The following is a 21,467-nucleotide window of genomic DNA, read 5'->3' as shown; positions in this document are numbered from 1 at the left end:
GTTGTTTCATGATCAAACCGTTTTATTTGCAGACGAGATATTATGGCAGATCTCGGAGGTTAATCAGAGGTTCCTAAACTCTGTATCTAACCAAACTCTAACATTAAATTACTGGAGCAATGCAACGTTAATTTAACTAAAGAATACCTGTTAGAGGAATCGTTGATTAACCCATAAAATCCATCGGCTATCATTCGAGAAAACCGTTTAACGATTAAAAACCTGATATAAAAATAAAACGTTTTATAAATTTCTGCGGTATTCACCGCATCATTGTCTATTACAGCGCTAACAAATAACGCTTCGCGACCACAATATTTGCCAATGCACATTTAGTCATTATAGCGTCAGCATTTTCCTTCAAGCTTTTATAACGCACTTTCTGATAACCAAAAACGAAATAATTCCTCTTCTAAATTATGACTCCCCATGAGGTGTCTGAATTTACATATCGCTGTTTCATCAGGGACGGCTTCTTGGTTTAAATCAATACCCACAAACTCTCGCATAGACCGAATATCAGAGAGGGCTTCTTCTGCTGCGGGATCGAAAAGTTCGAACCAATGCTGGAGGAAATGGATACGCAACATGCGTTCGATACCAATGGTGGGACGACCGCCGGATTTAGAGGGCTTCGGATAAAAGGTTTCAATCACTGAACATAATTCCGTCCACGGTAGAATTTGATTCATCTGCTCCAGAAAGATCTCCTTACGAGTTTTCTTGCGATACTTTTCAAAACCGTTGGCGTTCAGTGTTTGTTGTTCCATGATTAAACCGTTTTATTTGCTTGATGGCTTATTATGCCGGACTTAGGAGATTAATCAGAGGTTCCTATATTCAACCCCAGATTTTATGCAGCGAGTCACTTCAGAACGATTTTGGAGTTTTCTACACATAAATAAAAAACCTCGGCATGCCGAGGTTTTTTATTGGGCGTTGTTTACTCTTTATTAAATTTATTGGTCTGCTAGCGCTTTTGCTTCACGCCGCTGAATGTCTTTTCTAATTAACCAGTAGCCTAATAAACCAGAGGCTAAGGAGCCGACTAAAATCCCTAAACGTTCGTCAAAGATGACTTCTGTACTGGTTTGTTCGAAGGCGAGTGAGCTGATAAATAAACTCATGGTAAAGCCAATGCCGCACAGTACCGAGGTGCCGTAAAGACCAAGCCAGGTAACGTTGGTGGGTAGTTGTGCCCATTTCAATTTAATAAATAACCAACACAGAGTGAAAATACCCAGTTGTTTACCAATAAATAAACCTGCGGCTATACCAACCGGTGCACTGTGTAAAACTTGATCTGTAGTTAGGCTGCGTACGTCGATACCAGAGTTGGCAAAGGCGAAGATGGGTAGCACAAAGAAGGTCACCCAAGGATGCAGGCCGTGTTCGATTTCTTTAACCGGGGAGCTGGATTTTTCATCGTCTAAACGCATGGGAATAAACATCGCCAACAACACACCGGTAAGTGTTGCGTGTACGCCGGATTTAAGCATGGCAACCCACATAATAACGCCGATAACAATGTATGGCGCTCGCGGACCTACGCGATAACGATTGAGCATCCATAAAATGGGAATACATACCAACACAATAACAAGCGATACAAAGGATATTTTAGAAGTATAAAATATCGCGATAATAATAATCGCGCCTACATCATCAAAAATTGCTAAGGATGTTAAAAAGACTTTTAATGCAACGGGAACTGAACGCCCCAATAAGCTTAATACGCCGAGCGCAAAGGCAATATCGGTGGCGGCGGGCACGGCCCAGCCGTCGATCACTCGCGGGTCATCCCAGTTAAATAATACGTAAATTAACGCCGGAACAGCCATTCCGCCAAACGCGCCAATACCCGGAAGAATAATATTTTTAGGGTCAGACAATTCTCCTTCCATGGCTTCGCGCTTAAGTTCTAAACCCACCAGTAAAAAGAAGATGGCCATTAGTCCATCGTTAATCCACAGCAGTAGCGGTTTACCGATGTTTAAATCGGCGATGCGAACTTCTACAGGAATTTCGATGAATAATTTGTAGAGAGAGTCTAAAACGGGGGTATTCGCAAAAATGAGTGCCAGTAATGTGCTGACCATCAGCAAAATGCCACCGGCGGATTCTAATTTGAAAAACTTTTCGATTGGCTTAATAGTAAGCACCGGAAGAAAAACCTCGTATCAACGTAAATTTGAGCAGAACCCTAAGCATTGCGGGTAAATTTATCACTGCTTTAGCTTAGGGCTCCAATATTGAATTTATAATATTAATAAAATTCGCGTCGAATATATTTGTAGCGCTCGAAATATATCGGGTTCATGCGAACACGTAAAAAAACAGCTATCAAACACTGTGTGAGTACTGTTTCTATTTCGGCTATAACGCAATATTTAAACCAACTTATTGTTAAACATATATTTTTTGATGATTTAAATATTAGGTCAATGATTGTATATGAGGCTTTAAATTAAAATTTCAATGGTAATAAGTGTAAGTTTAGATCAAAGTTTTATGGAAGCATATAAGAAATACTGAATACTTTTGCATTTCAAGTAACTTAGAACGTGTCGTCATCGTTAACAACATTAAACGACTTAGACTTGATAACACATTGGAATTAGGCTTGGTTTTTTAATTAAAAAGCTAAATTAATCGACCCCGCTTTGAATATCATCCATTCAAACTGATTACTAGCTTTTGCATTATTAACCAATATCTTCAGAAGCTTTCCAAAACCCGTCAAAAATAACCGAAGCAGTTAATGTTTGCCTAAAACAATAGAGTTATGCCATTTAATTATGGGTATTAAACGACGCAAATTAGTTATTTAAGGGTTTATTTTTATCCCTTGAAACTTGCTTATCCTGAAAGACTGTTGCTATCACTCGTTAATTTTTTACGCCGTTAATACAAGTAATGTATTAATGAACTTATAGCAACTCTAAGTCATCCACAGTTTCTATCGAAACAAAGGCATGATGCAAACTTCAATCATTGCGAGTAATTTAAATGGTGAAGAAATTGAAAATCGTATTTGCATTTATTTGTCCGCTGATTAAACCGTGGCAGCGTTAATCAGTGGTTCGAATATGCTTTAGCCAAAATTTTTAACACGCACTTTCATTTAAATGGTAGATCTTTTATTTAAATGGTAAGTTTTTTATTTTAAAAAGCCCTCAAAAATTTCCAAAAAATTATTGCTGGCGGGTTGTGTATTCTAAAGCGTATAAAAATAACGGGAGTGAGAACACAAGGAAAAACAGTGGTATTTGAAGAAAAGAACCACAACCAAAGCTGTGGTTCTGAAAAGATACAAAGTTTAGGCTTCGCAGCTGTCGAGATTATTTTCGGCAACGGCCATTAAGCATTTTTGAATGAGGTCAACACTGTTAATGTGCAAAAAGTGATTTTGCTTTTCTATTTTTAATACGTGCGACACTTTTGGGTTAAGTACCGATTTGGCAAAATCGGCATTTGCAGGGTTCACCAAGGGATCTTCCATACCTTGCACTACCACGGTTGGCAGGTTTATTTCTTTCCAGTGGGGCGCAAGCTTAGCGACTTCTGGCGAAAGTGCGTACATTTCTACATTGGCATCCAACATTTGTTGACCGAGAATACTTCTACCCACATAGGTTTTCGCAAAACGGTTGTACCAACGCGGTTTGGTTAATTCAGGATCAAGACCCGCCGCAAAGATTGCTAAGCCGTCAATGCAATAAGGAAACTCCGCTGCCACCGCGGGCACCACAGAGCCACCCCAAGAATGCCCGGCAAGAATCAAAGGCACATCGGGTGCTTCTTTTTTCAATTGATGTAAAAGTGGACGAATTAAATGGGCAATTTCTGAGAATTCGGTAACAAGACGTGGGTTGTCTTTGTACTGCGATTTGCCCCAACCGGGACGGTCGATAGAAACAAACAGGGTAGATTCGGTAAAGTCTTCTTTCACCATTAACTTGCCAATGTCGTTCCAAGCACCAGGCGTGCCGTGAATCCAGACCACAACAGCGCGCTTAGGCTCACCCACACGACGGTAGGAAAGTTCAAAATCTCCAACATCCATGGTTTGTTCAACGATGTTTTTGTTAGACTCGATGGTCTCCAAAAACTTGAAGTGTTCGTTCAACTCGTTTTGTGCCGCGCAAGCGCTGAGAACAAACGAGGCAAAGGCGAGCCCACCCACCCAAATTCGTGATAACCACACCTTTGTTTTCATTAAGATTCTCCATTTTTATGTGATTGGCAAACGCTTGCTCTGACAATAGTTATAACAATTGGGTTTACTAAAAATCATCACAAATTTATGAAGGATATACGCAGCGCTTTTGAACACAGTTCTTAACCTTGCTGTTCGTTGGTAAGCAACTAATCTTAAAGTAGAAATTGCTGATAATACCGTGATACTGACATTGTGACTAAAATTGCCGCGCTCAATACCAACCTCCATGCAGTCAACTCGTTTGAGCCCGACAGCACTCATGCCGGGCAACCATTAACGGCCAAAACCCAGCTTTGGTTAACCAAGCGCTTTCAGGTATTAGCATCGACTCTTACCGAATTAAAGGTCGCGGGCGCGTATGTTTATGGCACGTCATCGGCAAACAAGTCACCGCAGACCGAGACAAACCAGCCCATTTTATTGTGGCAAAATCAAGAATCTTTGGAAGAAAAGATACACAATGCTGAAAAATTAGTACAACTGTGTATACAGCGCCAAAAAATCCAGTTGTACAGCGACAAAAAGTCTTTATTGAACTATGTCTGCTTTAGCAGCGAGATATATTTTAACAACGACGTTACTTGTCAACAGCGTTTGATTTTATATTTTGTCTTCACGCGAAACAGCGCGTTCACAAAAGAACACATAAATAGTGTAATGAAAAACGTTGCGGCGTTGTTTTTTTTCAAGGCCGATAACAGCCAAAGCAGTCCACATAAGCAATTACCCTTAAATCCCGCACATCCAAAACCCAGTGCCGAAATCGACCCAACTCGGCTCATACAAGGTTTGGTTAAAATCATTGAACGCCATATCAACATTAACGACGCGACCTATTTACTTGCAAAAGATTTAAAAGAGAAATTTGAATGTGAGTGCGTGGTTATTTCACTGCCTAATTATTCTTTGTTTTCTTCACGCAAAAAAAACAGCAACCGTATTGTTGCGATTTCCGACTCCAGTAAATTTGACGCTCAATCACCATTAATTAAACAGTATTCAAAACATATAACCAAAACATTACAGCGCGAACCCGAAAATAACCACGAACTCGGCCGAGCTTATTGTGAACACATTATCATTGATCATCCACTCAAGCCTCTTCAAGGCGCTGTTATTAGCATCGACACAGAGCTGGGCTGTGCCTGTATTTTGTTTGTTGATCAACACAATTCTGCCAATGCAAAAACCAACACCTATCTCACGACCGCCTGGCAAACACTCGGCACCAGTTTATTAATTCGTCATTATTTACAACTTTCACCCGTAAAAAAACTCGGCTACGCAGTAGCTAATACTTCCCATCGAATTCAATTACCCAAACAAGCTTCGCTAAAAGCTGGATTTTTTACGCAGCTTTCCAAATGGCAAAAAAGAGCATTAGTTGTCGCAGCAGTTATTGCCATTTTGGGTATTCTTAATATACCCACATCTTTAATCATTACCACGAAGGCGGAAATTATCAGCGATTCACAACGTGCCCTTGTTGCACCAGTTGATGGCTTTATCAAAGACAGTCACTTTAAAGCGGGCGATCAAGTAAAAACCGGGCATTTGTTAGCAACCTTAGATGATAAGGATTTAAATTTTGAAAAACAAAAGCTCGAAAACGAGTTACAAGAATACGATAAGCTCTATCGGAAAGAATTAGCCGAATTTAATCAGGTTCAAGCAAAGATCGTAAAAAATCAACGTGAACAAACCCAAGCCAAAATTGAGCTCATTAACGAACGGCTAACGCGGTTAAAAATTAAAGCACCTTTTGATGGCATTATTTTACACGGCGATGTTAGTCAATTATTGGGTGCTCCGGTAAAAAAAGGTGAAATACTTTTCGAGCTGGCACCTTTGACGGAATACAATTTGAATTTACGCATCAGCGAAAAAGACATTATTTATATTCGGAAAAATCAACACGGTTTACTCAAGCTATTTTCGCTACCGTCCGCCGAAATTTCATTTACTATTTCTGAAGTCACACCAATAGCAGAGACTGTCGATGATAAGGTCTATTTTATAGCGCGTACCCACTGGAACTTTGACGAAAAACAGCAGGCAATAATTCCGACACTATTAAAACCCGGCATGACCGGGTCAGCCAAGATAAACACCGATAAACAACCACTCTGGAAAATTCTCTTTCGTGATCTTATTCGCTGGTGGCAGTTAAATCGTTGGCAGTTGGGAATGTAACGCATGAATCAGCAAATACTGTTCTGGATTAAACACGCTTGTTTTCAGATTTCTGCCAGCGCCAATATAACCACACAGGTGCATCGAGGTAAAAATTGGGTCATTATTTACAGCACCATTCATAACGACAGTTTTTTTCTCGAAAACAACCTATACAAATTGCTTTCCAGCCACAGCACAATACCCGTTGCTGATGCGTTTAAAATACTCAAGGTTACCGATGACGAGCAACAAAGTCTTTGTCTGGGTTTATTTCATCTACTTAAACAGGGATTAATTACTTGCAAACACGATAAGCTCAATGAGATTGTCTCGCTAACCCACGCTCAAACTGCCTCTGAAAGTTCTTTTTTTCCTAGAGTGGCCGGGTTTTTGAAAAACCCATTACTGGCAAAATTTAATTTGTTTAGCGCAAATGAATATGCCGAAAAACTAACACCTTACGTGCCGCTCATTTTCTCTAAGTTTACGATTACTTGTGGGTTAATCTTGGTCATAACAAGCTTATTGTTATTAACCAGCAATTTGGACAAAACCTTAGAGTTTTATCAAAACAATTTTTATTCGCCGTTCAATTTAGTCTTGTTAGCGTTCATGTATTTACCCATGAAAGCCATTCACGAATTCGCTCACGCTATTATGACCAAATACTACGGCGGTCACGTGGGTAAATTTGGTGTATTATTTTTTGGCTTTTTACCCGCAGCTTTTGTGGATGTAGGTTCCAGCGCTTATTTCACCTCTCGAAAACACCGCATTCATGTAAGTCTTGCGGGAATTGTCACCGAGATTTTTATTGCGGTCTTCGCGCTAATACTGTTTATAGCGCTATTGACTATTTTTGAATACAACTCAGACAGCAACGGCGCCTATCATACAATACTGTTAGGACTGTTTGATTTAGCCTTTATTGGTATTGTTTCTAGTATTCTTTTTAATGCAAATCCACTCATGCGCTACGACGGCTATTATGTCTGTTCAGAGTTATTGCAAATTCCGAATCTGGCTTCGCGCGCCCAACAGCGCTTTAAAGAAAACACGCAACTGTGGTTATTCGGTTTAACACCAACCAAACCATCAAACGACCTCAATAGCGAAGTTATTTGGCTCAATGGTTATGGTTGTGCTGCCTTTTTTTACCGCATTATGGTCACCATTTTGGTGTTAATGTTTTTAATTAGCCAAATATGGTGGTTGGGTTTAGTCATCGCTGCATTAATACTAATCCGCGGCACTTTTCGGTTTTTAGGTGAAACGCTGGTTACGCTGTATTTTCGCTGTCAATATCACAACAAACTTAAACGATTTCTTTGGGCTATAGGCACGCCATCGGCTTTTGTTTTAGCTATTCTCTTTTTGCCTTTTAACATCGGCTTTTCCAGCACAGCATTATTACATGAGTCGCAATTTACTCTCCGTTCGCCGTCTGACGGGACGGTTATTAGTTTCTTATCTGAAAATGCTAGGGAAATAGAATCCGGCGATACCTTGCTTGAGCTTACCAATCCGGATTTATTAATTGAACAAAAAATTAACGCTTTAGCAATTGAAGAACAAACCATTCGTTATTCCGATCTGGCTTTCCGTGCGCCTGCCCTTGCCGAAGAATTTGCAGCCAATCTTCAAGATTTGAAAACCAATCAACGTGATCTTGATGAGAAGTTAAAAAATCTACAGGTGATATCTTCTCATGCAGGACTGCTAGTACACGATAATAAATCCATTCAAGGTCGTTACTTTGAAAAAGGTGAGCCTACGGTAACAGCGGTATATTATTCTGATGTCTATCTAGAGGCATTAATTAGCCAGGAAGATTTACAGCGCTTGCCCAAAGACTTTGCATTTGTGTCTGCGATTCCGTTTACCGATCCACGTAAACGCTATACCGCAGAAATTGTAAGTGTTGAATCTAAAGCTCGCGATCAAATATCTTCACCATTTTACAGCGTTGGTTTGGGAGGTTCTATTGATACCGACTGGCGTGATTCGTCTGGCTTAACCAGCCAAACGCCTACTTTTTTGGTGTCGGTACAATTACCGGCTTTGCCTTATGGCTCTGTATTAAGTTATCGATGGCAGTTGATTTTTTTGACCGAGCCGCAATCTATTTTTAACCGCTTATGGTTGAGATATTCACGATGGTTAAGCCAAAAAATTGACGGGTCATAGGTATTTTGATTTTATCGCCCAAATAATCTTTGAATAAAATGTCGCTTTAGCGAATTTTTTCGAATTCGCGTTATTTTTAATCCAATTCAAATTGGGAAAAATTGTAAAAACTGAAAATTTAATTATTTCTACCGCCATTTTTTAATTCATAATGAACGGCTTCACAAATTTAGTTTTCGGTAAATACTGCATGTGTTGAGTATTGATCATTCCAACATATATATTCTTTCTAAAATTAGCCGTTACTAAACAATTTTTTATCGCTTACTTCCGTATTGAATAAACTCTGCTAATCTTAACAATGTCGCTCTTATCGGTTTTAGTTATAGATGTGTGTTTATAAATACTTGATTGTAGAAACGCGGCGGTATTTTTTGCGTTTACTAATGCATCTTATGATTTTATTTTAATGACCATTCTGTTTTGATTTTTAAGAAAGTCATAATTTTTACGAATTATTATTGGAAATATTATGTCGCCAATAACCGTTCTTCGATCTCTATCGATAGCCTTATTGACGGCATCGGCTGCCGTGGCTGCGCCATTGCCTGCAATGGATTGTTTGATCAATCCCTTTCAGACCATTGATCTATCAAGTCCCGTCGCTGGCGTTATAGCAAAACTTCATGTTGAACACGGAGTTTATGTAAATGAAAACGAAATTGTTGCGCAGTTAAGTGCAGAAGTTGAAAAAGCCTCGGTTGAGCTCGCCAGTGTTCGAGCAGCGGTGACTTCTGAGGTAGGAATTAACGCGGTAAATAAAGAGTACGACGAGAAGCGTAAAAAACGCATCGATACCTTGTACAAAAGTAACAGCGTTTCCTACGACGTTAAAGATCAGGCAGATCGAGATTTTGATTTATCCCAGTGGCGATTAAAACAAGCCGAAGATTTGCAGAATATTCGTCACCTTGAATTGGTGCGCGCCGAAGAACAGCTTCAGCAAAAGATCATTAAAAGTCCCATTAGTGGTTTTGTTACCAAACGCTTTAAAGACGTTGGCGAATATGTAGAAGAACAACCCATTGTGAGAATTGCTCAGCTGCATCCCTTAAAGATTGAAGTGATTGTTCCCATTAGTTATTACTCGCAAATTTCAATTGCTCAAACTGCGCAAATATTTCCAGAGTTGCATTCCGATAAACCGTTAACAGCAACGGTGATCAGTATCGATCCCATGGCCGATGCCGCCAGTGGGACTTTTGGTGCCCGCTTGGTGTTGGATAATCCCCAATACACCATTCTTGCGGGGCAAAAGTGTTCGCTGCAATTTTCAGAAAATCAACGTTCGAAATTACCTAAAGTGAAGTAGCGGTTATGTTGAATTATTTCGAATCGATTAAAACGCAATTGAAAGCAACCGTTTCGCGCGCGCGCGCGAAGGCTTTAGCAGGAGATCATAGATCGGCAATTACGCCGGTAGAATCACGTTTATTATTTTCAGCCGATACCACTTTGGGAATTGATACCTCCCAGAACGAATATTCTGATTTTAACAATGACTTATCTAAAACCGTAGCAGATGCTGATGTCGCTATTTTAGAGCTAAATAAAAGAGACGCTAATAATGATGTTGTTACCCGACCGGAGATTCAGCGACAAACGGTTTCTGTGGCTATTACAAATCCGGGGATTATTTTTTCGGTTGATCGCAATACAAGCTTAACGGCGAACGACGGCAGTGTTGATGCGGCGAATCGTGATGAATTAGTGGCGGGACTTAATTCCGACGACGCGACACCTGATTTGGATTTATTTGCGCGCTTTTTTGGTAGCGATACGTTTACCAATGGCAATATTAATATTGATGCCAGTCATGCGGTTGCGAGTGATTTAACCATTAGTATCAATGGCGAAAATCTGGCGTTGTTCTCCGGCGATCTGATTTTTTCGGTGGACGGACGCCATACTTTTACCAGCACCTCTGGAACTACGCTTTCGGTTGATGCCGACGATATTATTTTGTTCAGGCCTACGCTAATTAACAATAACGATGGCTCAACCAGTTTTGATTACAGCAGCGGTGAATTTTCGAGCCTTATTACTAACTTACCCGACAGCGTTTCTGCATTAACGCTCATTGAGCAAAACAGTAATTTTAACGGCGAACAACTCGCTAGCGGATCGCTGTTGGTGGCGTTCGATGACGATACGCAAATTTATCTCGCCAATTCGCAAAGCGACGGCAGTGTTATTACCCGAGCGTTAACTGACCTCAACATCAATGGCAGCGCCTTGGGAAATCGCGCCGGAATTGATGCTTTGGAATTTGTAGAAGTAGAAACCACCCTCGCCGGACAAACGTTTTCATCGTCTACGATTTTAGCGAGTTTTAATCAATCGAGTACTTTTGGTGATGCGCAAACCGAAACCAGCGACGTTATTCAATTCAGTGTTTCTGGCGCGGCGCAATTTCAAGGTATTGCGTTTACGGGTTCTGATTTAAATTTAGCAACTGCAACCGCGGATATAAATTCTTTAAGTCTGCTGGCCACCAATTTTGAATCTCAAAATGAAAACACAACACCGCAGGGTGACATTGTGTTGATTGGGGAGTTTTTGGAAGGTCAGGAAATCACCGCCGATACCAGCTCTGTTACCGACCCCGAAGGCCTTGGTACGTTTCGTTATCAGTGGCTGCGCGACGGCAGCTCAATTCCGGGCGCAACATCGGACACCTACACGTTAACGAATAATGATGTCGGCGCGCGTATTTCGGTTCAAATCAGTTATACCGATGGCGATCGTAATCGCGAATCTTTAATCAGTGCCGAGTCGGTTGCGGTCGTAAATGTAAATAGTGAACCTGTAGGTACGCCACGAATTAACGGCAACGCCGTCGAAGGCCAGAGTTTAATTGCCAACACTGGCGGTATTCGCGACGACGACGGTTTGGGTGAGTTCAGTTATCAATGGTTGCGCGACGGTGTTGCCATCGGTGGCGCGACCGATACCCAATACCTGTTAACCGGTGACGATGTCGGCAGTGCGATCAGCCTGCAAATTCAGTACGTGGATAATCAAGGCACAACCGAAACCTTGGTCAGCGGTCAAACTTCGCTGGTAACGTCGGCTAACAACCAAGACATCGCCACCGCCAGCGTGTTAGGAAATACCATCGAAGAACAGACTTTAACGGCCGATGTTTTAGTGCAAGATGGTAATGGCGTGGCTTACACCCCCAGCGATTTGACCTATCAATGGCTTAGAAACGGGTTAGCCATAGACGGTGCCAATGAATCCAGCTACCTCAGCGACGACCCAGATGTAGGTGCGCAACTGTCGGTGCAAATTAGCTTTACCAACAGTTTTGGTGTTGCTCAAAGTTTTATCAGTGAGCAATCACAAACTATTACAGCCATTAATGATAATCCTGTTGGTCTACCAGAGATTATGGGAATCTTTGAGCAGGGCCAAGCTTTGGTTGCGAACATTAGCAACGTGACCGACAACGACGGGCTTGGCACTATCAACTATCAATGGTTACGAAACGGTGCCTTGATCAGCGGCGCTACCGAGCAAAACTATCAAACCACTCAAGACGACGTAGGTGCTGAGCTTTCGGTACAGATCAGTTACCAAGACCAGCAGGGCTTTGCCAATCAAATAGTCTCAGACACAACGCCAATAATCGCTAACCTCAACGATTCGCCCCAAGGCGAGGTGACTATTGATGGCACTGCTCGCGAGGAACAAACTCTTACCGCCAACCTAAATGCAATCACCGATGCCGACGGTCTCGGGCAATTTAACTTTCAGTGGTATAGAAATGGCATCGCCATTACCGGGGCAACCAATCAAAGCTTCACCACCGACGATATCGACGTCGCCAGTCGTTTAAGTGTGGCCGTTACCTATACGGATTCCGGCGGCACTCTAGAGACGCTCTTCAGTCAAGACAGCCTTGAAATTACCTCGGTAAATGATCTCCCACAGGGTGGCGTATCAATCGCGACGGGCGCAGACCTTCAAGTGGGCAGCTTACTGAGCGCCGAGACCACATCACTCAACGACGCCGACGGTTTGGGACAGTTGAGTTTCCAGTGGTATCGCGATGGACAAGCCATCAGTGGCGCTACCTCTGCCAACTACCAGCTCAGCGTGGCAGACAGCAATACAACTCTGACCTTAGAAATTACCTATTTGGATAACCAAGGTACGGCAGAATCGGTGTTTAGCAACAACTCGGTGCTATTTACCCCGAGCGTAGAAACCCCAACCGCCCCCCCCACTGATCCCGAGGAAGTGCCGCCACCCGAGGTTATTGATCCACCTGAGGTTATTGATCCACCTGTGGTGGTTGACCCGCCTGAGGTTATTGATCCACCTGTGGTGGTTGACCCGCCAGAGGTTGTTGATCCGCCGATGGTAATTATCCCAGAACCGGAAACCATGCCAGACGTTACCGAACCAGCAGCCCCTGTTGATGTGCAAGTTGTGGTGCCGCCCACGGAAACACCTACAGCAACCACAACAACACCAACCACAACGCCTGCCACGGGATCAGGAACCAACGGCGAAGATCAAGGCGAACCTGAAAACGCCGGCTCGCAAAGCTCGGCAGAAAACACCAGCCAAGACAGCAGCTCGGCAAACTTTTCGCGCTTTACGCTCGATCCCATTGATGTTGGTAACGGCGTTTCTGTAGAAATTTTGGCCGGGGAGCGACTCACAGATTTTGCGTCTAGCTTTAGAGACGTTTCTTCCAGCGAAAACCAAATTGCTACAGCCAATAACGTTTTTACCCTTGCCAGCAATTCCAGTTTTCAAACGTCGGATTCGCTGTTCACGGGTTTCGATACCTTAATTGCTGACCTAACCCTTGTGATCAATCAAACAAATAGCGACGAATTTGAGCATTTACGTGCCAAATTCACCCAGGTCAACGTCGAAAGTGGTGTTCTCTGGCAAGCTGCTGCCAGCATCACCGCGGGCCTATCGGCAGGTTACGCCATTTGGTTGGCTCGCGGCGGACTGGTGTTTACCAGCGTCTTGACCTCTTTACCGGCATGGCGCTTCATAGATCCGCTACCGATTTTGACGCAGGGCTACTCGGGTCGTGATGATCAAGGCGAAAGCTTAGAGAGCTTGGTGAGTCATCAAGCAACGCCAAAGAATACAACAAGCAGTGCAGATTGAGATTTAAGGCATGACCCTAAGCCGATGGCACAAGCGCTATCACGTGAGTTTTAAAATATCCTTGGGACTGGCCAGCATTGTCTCTTGCGCGCTTATTTCGCTGGGTTTACTTGGACTATTGCCAGACTCAACCGAAGAGCGCTGGCTTGGCCGCTATCGAATGGCGGAAATTCTCGCCACCTCTAACGCCACGCTGGTGACTCGCAATGAAATCCAGCGCATGGAGCAAAGCTTAAAAACCTCGGTGAACCGTTACGAAGACCTACTTACGGCAGCGATTCGATCCAAAAATGGCGAACTATTGGTTGAGGTTGGTGCTCACAACCAGCAATGGCAGGGGCCGAACGATAAATCCAAGCGCAGCAGTTCTGACGGCAACTCGGTGACCAACTACTCCAATATCAAGCTTGGTGAATTGCAGGTTCCTATTTTTGCTAATGACGCTCTTTGGGGCTATCTCGAAATGCGTTTTGAACCGCAATCGAGCGCTTGGATTTCCTTCTTTGAACAGCCTGCCACTCGATTGATTATCATCACCACGGTGGTGTGTTTTGTACTGTTTATCTTCTATCTTCGCCGAGTGTTTAGAGATCTCGATCCCTCCCAAGCTATTCCAGAGCGCGTACAAACCGCACTTGATACGATTGCACAAGGGTTGCTGGTTTTAGATAACAAATACAACATTGTTCTGGCTAATCAAGCTTTTGCCACCATGGTTGGCAAACCAGCGGGAGAATTATTAGGTGTTGCCGCGTCGAGTTTTGACTGGCGCTCTATCGACAATGCTACGCTCAATAATCAGCGCCTGCCTTGGGCCAGAGTGATGCGCACCGGCAAAGTCTTAACCAATTTGCGCCTGCATTTGTGGTTAGATGACGGTCGCCAGCTCTCGTATCAAACCAACTGTTCACCGGTGTTCACCGGCGATAAAAATATCGGCGGCGTGTTGGTTAGTTTTGATGACATTACGCTACTCGAAAAACAAGAGCAGGAGTTGCAGGCATCCAAGCAACTGGCCGAGGCAGCCAACAAGGCGAAAAGTGACTTTCTGGCCAACATGAGCCATGAGATTCGCACACCGATGAATGCAATCATGGGGTTTACCGAACTCTTGCTGCGATCATTTTCTAGCCTCAAAGGCGGCACGCCTGATATCGACGTCAATCACTACCTACACACCATCTTGCGCTCCAGCGAGCACCTGCTGAACCTAATTAACGACATTCTTGATCTGTCCAAAGTGGAATCGGGTCATCTGGAGATTGAGTCTATTGATTGCGACGTTAATCAGGTAATTGCCGAGGTGTTGCAAATCATGTCGGTGCGGGCCAACGAAAAAGGTTTGAAGCTTAATTTTAAGGCGTTGACCGCCATGCCCGAGACCATTAAGTCTGACCCAGCTAGGCTGCGCCAGATTTTGACCAACCTCGTGGGCAACGCCATTAAGTTTACGCACCAAGGCAGTGTCAGTGTTGAGTCGAGCTGGCAAATTCGCGCTGGCAACCAAGGTCAGCTGCGCATTCGCGTGATCGACACCGGCATTGGTATGACCGAACAGCAAAGAGCAAATGTATTCGCACCCTTCGTGCAAGCAGACACGTCAATTACTCGCCAGTATGGCGGCACCGGGCTTGGCCTGAGCATTTGTCGACATCTCGCTCGCGCCTTTGGCGGCAACCTAGAGTGCACCAGCCAACAGGGCAAAGGCAGCTGTTTTGAGCTGCAAATGCCAGTGGCTCAGTTCAGCCAGAATTCGGTTACCGTTGAGAGACTGCAAGACAACGACCACCGTAACATCGAAAATACCGGCAGTTGGCATTTTTATCCGGCCACGGTCTTGGTTGTTGACGACGGTGATGAAAACCGCGAGCTTTTAGAAATTATTCTTAAAGACGTTGGTTTAACGGTGATATGTGCCGCCAACGGTTTAGAGGCCCTTCAACAAGTGAAACAGCACAATCCCGATCTCGTGCTTCTAGACGTACAAATGCCCGAAATGGACGGTTACACCGCCGTTCGCAAATTGCGACAAATGCATTGGAATCGTCCAGTCATTGCGCTTACTGCCCACGCCATGCGCGGCGTAGAGGCAAGCTGTAAACAGGCCGGTTATACCAGTTATATGTCAAAGCCGGTCGCCTTCGATAAGCTAATTACAATCCTGCGTGAGTTTTTACCGGCTATCAAAGAATCCAACTCTGCACCTTCTTTATTGCCGCGACCTATGGCAACGGCCATTGCACCATCGCAATTTCCAAAACCGAAAATTTCAGCAAGCTCGGCGATTACATCAAAGCTTGCCGACGACCCTCGCTTTAGACCAATTATTGAACGCTGGTTAATCCGCTTTGATTCCCAGCTTGAAGATTTGCAGACGGCCATTGATCAAGGCGACCACAACAGCGTCGCCAACATTGCTCATTCGATTAAAGGCAGCGCTGGAACCGCCGGGTTCTCTGAGTTTTCGATCGTCGCCGATCATCTTGAGAAAATCGCACTGGCGAAAACAGCGCTAAGAGACTTAACTAATAGTTTGGAGCACTTCAAAGAATTGCGCTTAAGAGTACGTATTGTACCGGAGCTCAAATCGGTGAATGAGTAATAAATGAACTTTAGACTTAACTAAATTTAACGTGCGTCAATTAGTAAAAACGCAAACAATCGAGAAAACATAATAATAGACTGACCGTAGGAAAATACCGTGATGATGATCTGTCGAAATGGAAGGCGCCGCCCCAGTTACGGACAAAGAAGCACAGCAACATCATCGTTTACAGGCTGTTTGGAGTGTTTACTGTATTGTCACGCCTTAGTTATTAAGCCGCTGGTATTGATGTAGTCGATATGCTGAGTAAGGCCCCAAAACTTATTAGCCCTGAGCTTCTTGATCAAATCAAAGAGTCTCACTTTATGTTGGTCGACGACGAACCACTCGTCACCGACTTTATTCAGCTGTACTTACAAGAAGCCGGCTATAACAACATCATATCGGTCGGTGACCCACGTCGCGCCCTAAAACTCATCGATACTTATCCCATCGACATTGTATTGCTCGATCTCAACATGCCTGGCTTGACCGGTTTTGAAGTTCTCAAAATATTGCGTAAAGAGCCGCGTTTTAAATATTTACCGATCATTGTTTTAAGCTCGTCGAGCGACGCACACACCAAGCTACAAACCTTACAGTTGGGTGCCACCGAATTCTTATCCAAACCGGTTGATCCCAGTGAATTGATCTTGCGGGTACGCGGAGCCTTAACCGTTCACGCCTACCAACGACAACTGGCCCTCTACGACGCCTTAACATTCTTACCCAATCGCCAAAACTTCATCGAAAAGCTGTCGATGGAAATTAAAAGAAATGCCTTCGGTAATCGCGATTGTGAAACAGCGGTAATCAACATTCGCGTCGATCAATTCCGACGTGTCCACAACACCCTTGGTCCGCAAATCGCCGACGAATTGCTATCGACCATGGCGCGCACACTTTCCGATTTTTTGCAGAAGGTGACCATCTGCAAAGGCAATCAGGCAAAAGAGCTGTGGAAAAGTCTGTCTAGGACCGGTGCCGATGAATTCTCGTTACTGCTAACGCAATCGGATAACAACACCGTTAAAGTGTTGGTAACCGGAATTCTCAAGCAGCTGTCGCGGAAGTATTTGATTGAAGGTCACGAGTTTTACGCCTGCGCATCGATTGGTATTGCCATACACCCGCATCAAGGCACCATGGCCGATCAGCTGATTAAGTGCGCAAGCTCAGCCTCAGCACAATCCCGTTCGCTGGGAGGTAATACTTTTGAGTTTTACTGCGAAGCCGTTGATTCTCACGATAAACGCAGGCTTCGTTTGGATGTAGCGCTTCGCACCGCCATAGAAAACCGCGAATTTCAGCTCAAATATCAGCCCAAAGTGGATCCAAAATCCGGTCAACCCATTGGTTGTGAGGCTCTGCTACGCTGGTATCCTAAAAATAACGAAGTTACCTCACCCAACCATTTTATTCCCATGGCCGAAGAGACCGGATTAATTGTGCCTATTGGGCGTTGGGTAATGCGCAAAGCTTGCAATCAGCTCGCACAATGGCATAAAAAAGGTTACACCAACCTCACCATGGCCATTAATGTTGCCGCCGCGCAGTTCAATGATGTTAATTTTGTCGATGACTTGGTCGCCGTCCAACAACTGAACCACTTGGATCTGAGCAAACTTACTGTTGAAATCACAGAAAGCACCTTGATTGGCGATATCGAATTACTCATTAAAAAGCTCAATACGCTTAAGGAGCTCGGCGTATCGATTTCTATCGACGATTTCGGCACCGGTTACTCGTCGTTGAGCTATCTAAAGCGCTTTCCCATCGACGAGCTGAAAATCGATCGCTCATTTATTGTCGATATTCCTGCCGACACCGAAGATAACTCCATTGTTCAGGCCATCATATCGCTGGCACAAAACCTTCGCTTAAAGGTAGTGGCCGAAGGTGTTGAACGGTCGGAGCAATTGAAATTTCTCAACAATATTGGTTGTGACTGCATTCAGGGCTATTACTATTCTAAGCCTCTTTCTAGCGAAGAATTCGAACAGTATTTGCAAGCCAATTACGACCCTGATCATCCGTTATTGCCCCCCACGAAGCACTCTTTAGCCTAATAAGATCGTAAAATTCCTTGTCATTGACACCCAAATCACGACTGTAACGGTCGTAGGTCGGCAGAATGATCCTGACTTTCTTAAAGCAAATGGATTCATTTCGCAGAAAGTTTTCGAATTATTCACCTATTTAGATCAAACAGCGTATAAGAAATTGATAAAATTAAATTTCCATTACGCGATAAATTTTCACCACTACGTGGTTTGTGGGTATAATCGCCGCCCGTTTGAATTATTCGCACAAAGCTCATGAGGGAAAAATCGTGATTGCAGAAGTGACCCAGCCGTTAGTGAGAAATCTTATGACCTTAAAAAAAGCGACTTTCGCCATCGCCGCAGCCAGCTTAATGTTTGTTAGTTTTAGCCAAGCAGACGAAGTATCTGAAGGCGTTCAAAAGCGAATCGCCCCTGTGGGTGAGCTTTGCATGTCTGGTGAGCCTTGCGCAGCAGCACCTGCGGCGCCTGTGGCGTCAGGTCCACGCAGCGGTAAAGAAATCTACGATTCTAAATGTACCACTTGCCACGCAATTGGCGTGTCTGGTGCACCTAAGTTTGGTGAAGCAGGTGACTGGGGTCCGCGCGTTGCCAAAGGTTTAGATACTCTGTTCGATCACGCTTGGAACGGCTTTAACGCTATGCCGCCAAAAGGTTTGTGTTTAGATTGTTCTGAAGACGAAATTAAAGCTGGCATCGAGTACATGGTTGACAACAGCAAGTAATTTCTCTGTTACCGCTTTAGAATTACAAAACAACTAAAGCGGTGGCACCTTCGGGAGACGCTGATGAATTCCTTAATGAATTCATCAGCGAGTAGAAATCCACAATGCGATTTCCAATTTCTTCACAACTTCAATCACTTACCGTTCTGAAATAGGCGATACTTCCTAGCGTCGCAGGAAGCTCTATCTTAATCCAGAAAATTCTAGGCTAATCAAAACTCTAGGCTAATCAGAGTTGCCTCTATACTTTCATAACGTTGTATTGATGAACGTTGTCTCGATAAGCATTGTATTGATAAACGCTGTATTGGTCTTAGCAGTGCCGTTTATATTGATACTCGCTATTTATATTCATACTAATTTGACGCTCAATACAAACCGCACTTGTGTAGAAATTAAGACAGCGCCTCCAGCTCTTCGCTGACCTCCATCCACTGCTCTTCCAATGACGCCAATTGCTCACGGGCAGCACCCTGATCTTTTAGCATTTTTTGCAAGCGCTCAGCTGAATCAGCATCTTCGTATAAGCTGTTATCCGCCAGTATCACTTCAAGCTCACTTAATTTTGCTTGCAGCTTTTCAATGTCACGCTCTAGCTTTTTAAGCTTTTGTGTTAACGGTTTTAACTGCTCGCGTTTAGCCGCAGATTTTTGTCGCTGCTCTTTACGATCTGCTTTATCAAGAGTTTGCACAACTTGAGATTGGGCAGGCGCGTCTTTTTCGGCTTTTTCGGCTTTTTTATTATCGCTTAACCATTTTTGGTAATCATTTAAACTGCCGTCAAAAGGTTCTGCACAACCGTCGTGAACCAATAAAAAGTCGTCAACGGTATTACGCAATAGATGCCGATCATGAGAAATCACAATTACAGCACCGGCAAAACCTTGCAGAGCAACGGTCAGCGCATGACGCACTTCCAAATCCAAATGGTTGGTTGGCTCGTCGAGCAACAAGAGATTGGGTTTTTGCCAAGCAACAATTGCGAGAGCTAAACGCGCCTTTTCACCACCGGAGAAATGTTCGATGGTTTCTAGCGCGCGATCACCAATAAAACCAAAGCTGCCTAAGAAATTACGAATTTCTTGTTCGCGAGCCTTAGGCGAAATACGCTGTAAATGCAGTGCACAAGAAGCCTGCATATCCAACGCTTCTAATTGATGCTGGTTAAAATAGCCGATTTTTAGATGCTCGCCGCAGGTTCTCGATCCATTCAATAACGTTAATTCACCGGCGAGAGTTTTAATGAGCGTTGATTTACCAGCACCGTTTGCGCCTAATAAACCTAAGCGAGTATCAACGCTGATGGATAAATTAACATTTTTAATTAGGGCTTTGTCGCCATAACCGAGATCTGCCTGCGAAAGACTTAATAAAGGCACAGATACTTTTTCAGAGCAGGCAATGGAGAAATGAAACGGTGAATCAATATGTGCCGGTGCGATTTCTTCCATGCGCTCCAATTCTTTTAAACGACTTTGCGCTTGCTTGGCTTTGGACGCCTTGGCGCGGAAACGACGAACGAAATCGACGATTTCGGCTTTTCGAGCTTGTTGTTTTTCAAAAGCTTGTTGTTGTTGCGAAAGGCGTTGTGCTTTTTGTCGTTCATAAGCACTGTAATTACCGCCATAACCAATTAATTTACGCGCTTCGTAATTAACGATTTCGGTAACCACGTTATCGAGAAAATCGCGATCGTGAGAAATAATTAATAAGGTGCCGGTATAGGCTTGCAACCAACCTTCCAGCCAAACGGTGGTATCTAAATCTAAGTGGTTGGTCGGTTCATCCAGTAACAATAAATCCGATGGCGACATCAATGCCTGAGCCAGATTCAATCGTATGCGCCAACCACCGGAAAAATCACTGACCGGACGCGTGTAATCAGATGGACTAAAACCTAGACCGTCCAACAGTTTAGACGCTCGCTGCTCGGCGGTATAACCCTGCAACTCTTCAAACTCCGCGTAGAGTTTGGCCAGATGTTCGCCATCAACGTCGTCGTGATTGTTAATTTGTGTTTCAACCGCGCGCAGATGCCAGTCACCGTCGATCACATAATCTCTGGCGCCACGCTCACTGGCTTCGGTTTCTTGGGCCATATGAGCGATTTTCCAATCGCTAGGAATGAAACAGTTGCCTGCATCAACCTGTAATTGCCCAAGTAATAATTTAAATAGACTGGATTTACCACTACCATTAGCGCCGATAACGCCAATTTTGTGTCCCGGAAAAATACGTAAACTAGCACCTTCTAAAAGTTGCTTAGCACCGCGTTGTAAACTGATGGAATCTAATGTAATCATGGCGCGCATTCTACGCATCAGAGGCAAAACAGAGTAGTGAAATCTGATGACGTGTTAAAGGTAATTTCA

General features: G+C 43.8%; 10 protein-coding genes and 1 pseudogene. 7 read left to right on the top strand and 4 right to left on the bottom strand.

Going from position 1 to position 21,467, the window contains the following annotated elements; genetic code table 11:
* Nucleotides 1-398: 398 nt before the first annotated feature.
* The 3 genes and pseudogenes from ACYQ2C_RS10630 to ACYQ2C_RS10620 all read right to left on the bottom strand — a co-directional run.
* Nucleotides 399-770 (bottom strand): annotated as a pseudogene (locus ACYQ2C_RS10630) (transposase); the annotation flags it as partial.
* A gap of 189 nt (nucleotides 771-959) precedes the next feature.
* Nucleotides 960-2,162, bottom strand: a complete 1,203-nt coding sequence (nhaA, locus tag ACYQ2C_RS10625; RefSeq protein ID WP_460102428.1) for a Na+/H+ antiporter NhaA — start codon at nucleotides 2,160-2,162, stop codon at nucleotides 960-962.
* Between the two features lie 1,157 nt (nucleotides 2,163-3,319).
* On the bottom strand, nucleotides 3,320-4,219 hold the full coding sequence (locus ACYQ2C_RS10620) for an alpha/beta fold hydrolase (protein ID WP_460052458.1): 900 nt from the start codon (nucleotides 4,217-4,219) through the stop codon (nucleotides 3,320-3,322).
* A gap of 195 nt (nucleotides 4,220-4,414) precedes the next feature.
* Here ACYQ2C_RS10620 and ACYQ2C_RS10615 point away from each other — a divergent pair, with 195 nt between their 5' ends.
* The 7 genes from ACYQ2C_RS10615 (at nucleotide 4,415) to ACYQ2C_RS10585 (ending at nucleotide 19,095) form a co-directional block, all read left to right on the top strand.
* Entirely contained in the window at nucleotides 4,415-6,415 is a 2,001-nt protein-coding gene (locus ACYQ2C_RS10615; RefSeq protein ID WP_460102425.1) for an efflux RND transporter periplasmic adaptor subunit, read from the top strand.
* Between the two features lie 3 nt (nucleotides 6,416-6,418).
* Nucleotides 6,419-8,584, top strand: coding sequence for a site-2 protease family protein (locus ACYQ2C_RS10610; RefSeq protein WP_460102423.1), 2,166 nt, complete (start codon nucleotides 6,419-6,421; stop codon nucleotides 8,582-8,584).
* A 472-nt stretch (nucleotides 8,585-9,056) separates the two neighbouring features.
* Nucleotides 9,057-9,896 carry an efflux RND transporter periplasmic adaptor subunit gene (locus ACYQ2C_RS10605; protein WP_460052454.1) on the top strand — a complete coding sequence of 280 codons (840 nt, stop codon included), beginning with the start codon at nucleotides 9,057-9,059 and terminating at the stop codon, nucleotides 9,894-9,896.
* 5 nt (nucleotides 9,897-9,901) lie between these two features.
* On the top strand, nucleotides 9,902-13,723 hold the full coding sequence (locus ACYQ2C_RS10600; protein ID WP_460102420.1) for a hypothetical protein: 3,822 nt from the start codon (nucleotides 9,902-9,904) through the stop codon (nucleotides 13,721-13,723).
* Nucleotides 13,724-13,733: 10 nt separating this feature from the next.
* A complete protein-coding gene (locus ACYQ2C_RS10595; RefSeq protein ID WP_460052452.1) occupies nucleotides 13,734-16,325 on the top strand; it encodes an ATP-binding protein in 2,592 nt (863 codons plus the stop codon).
* 242 nt (nucleotides 16,326-16,567) lie between these two features.
* Nucleotides 16,568-18,376 (top strand): GGDEF/EAL domain-containing response regulator, encoded by a 1,809-nt coding sequence (locus ACYQ2C_RS10590; protein WP_460052450.1) that lies wholly within the window; start codon nucleotides 16,568-16,570, stop codon nucleotides 18,374-18,376.
* A gap of 302 nt (nucleotides 18,377-18,678) precedes the next feature.
* Entirely contained in the window at nucleotides 18,679-19,095 is a 417-nt protein-coding gene (locus ACYQ2C_RS10585; protein ID WP_460102416.1) for a c-type cytochrome, read from the top strand.
* 395 nt (nucleotides 19,096-19,490) lie between these two features.
* Here ACYQ2C_RS10585 and ACYQ2C_RS10580 read toward each other — a convergent pair whose 3' ends face one another.
* Nucleotides 19,491-21,398, bottom strand: coding sequence for an ATP-binding cassette domain-containing protein (locus ACYQ2C_RS10580; RefSeq protein WP_460102413.1), 1,908 nt, complete (start codon nucleotides 21,396-21,398; stop codon nucleotides 19,491-19,493).
* Nucleotides 21,399-21,467 lie beyond the last annotated feature (69 nt).

The sequence above is a fragment of the Sessilibacter sp. MAH3 genome, from assembly GCF_054658275.1.
This window is presented reverse-complemented; position numbering and strand designations above follow the sequence as displayed.

Bases quoted from the DNA above. Each gene is read 5' to 3' on its own strand.
- ACYQ2C_RS10620 (WP_460052458.1), bottom strand. From the start codon at position 4,219: ATGAAAACAAAGGTGTGGTTATCACGAATTTGGGTGGGTGGGCTCGCC.
- ACYQ2C_RS10610 (WP_460102423.1), top strand. From the start codon at position 6,419: ATGAATCAGCAAATACTGTTCTGGATTAAACACGCTTGTTTTCAGATT.
- ACYQ2C_RS10605 (WP_460052454.1), top strand. From the start codon at position 9,057: ATGTCGCCAATAACCGTTCTTCGATCTCTATCGATAGCCTTATTGACG.
- ACYQ2C_RS10600 (WP_460102420.1), top strand. From the start codon at position 9,902: ATGTTGAATTATTTCGAATCGATTAAAACGCAATTGAAAGCAACCGTT.
- ACYQ2C_RS10595 (WP_460052452.1), top strand. From the start codon at position 13,734: ATGACCCTAAGCCGATGGCACAAGCGCTATCACGTGAGTTTTAAAATA.
- ACYQ2C_RS10590 (WP_460052450.1), top strand. From the start codon at position 16,568: ATGCTGAGTAAGGCCCCAAAACTTATTAGCCCTGAGCTTCTTGATCAA.
- ACYQ2C_RS10585 (WP_460102416.1), top strand. From the start codon at position 18,679: ATGACCTTAAAAAAAGCGACTTTCGCCATCGCCGCAGCCAGCTTAATG.
- ACYQ2C_RS10580 (WP_460102413.1), bottom strand. From the start codon at position 21,398: ATGATTACATTAGATTCCATCAGTTTACAACGCGGTGCTAAGCAACTT.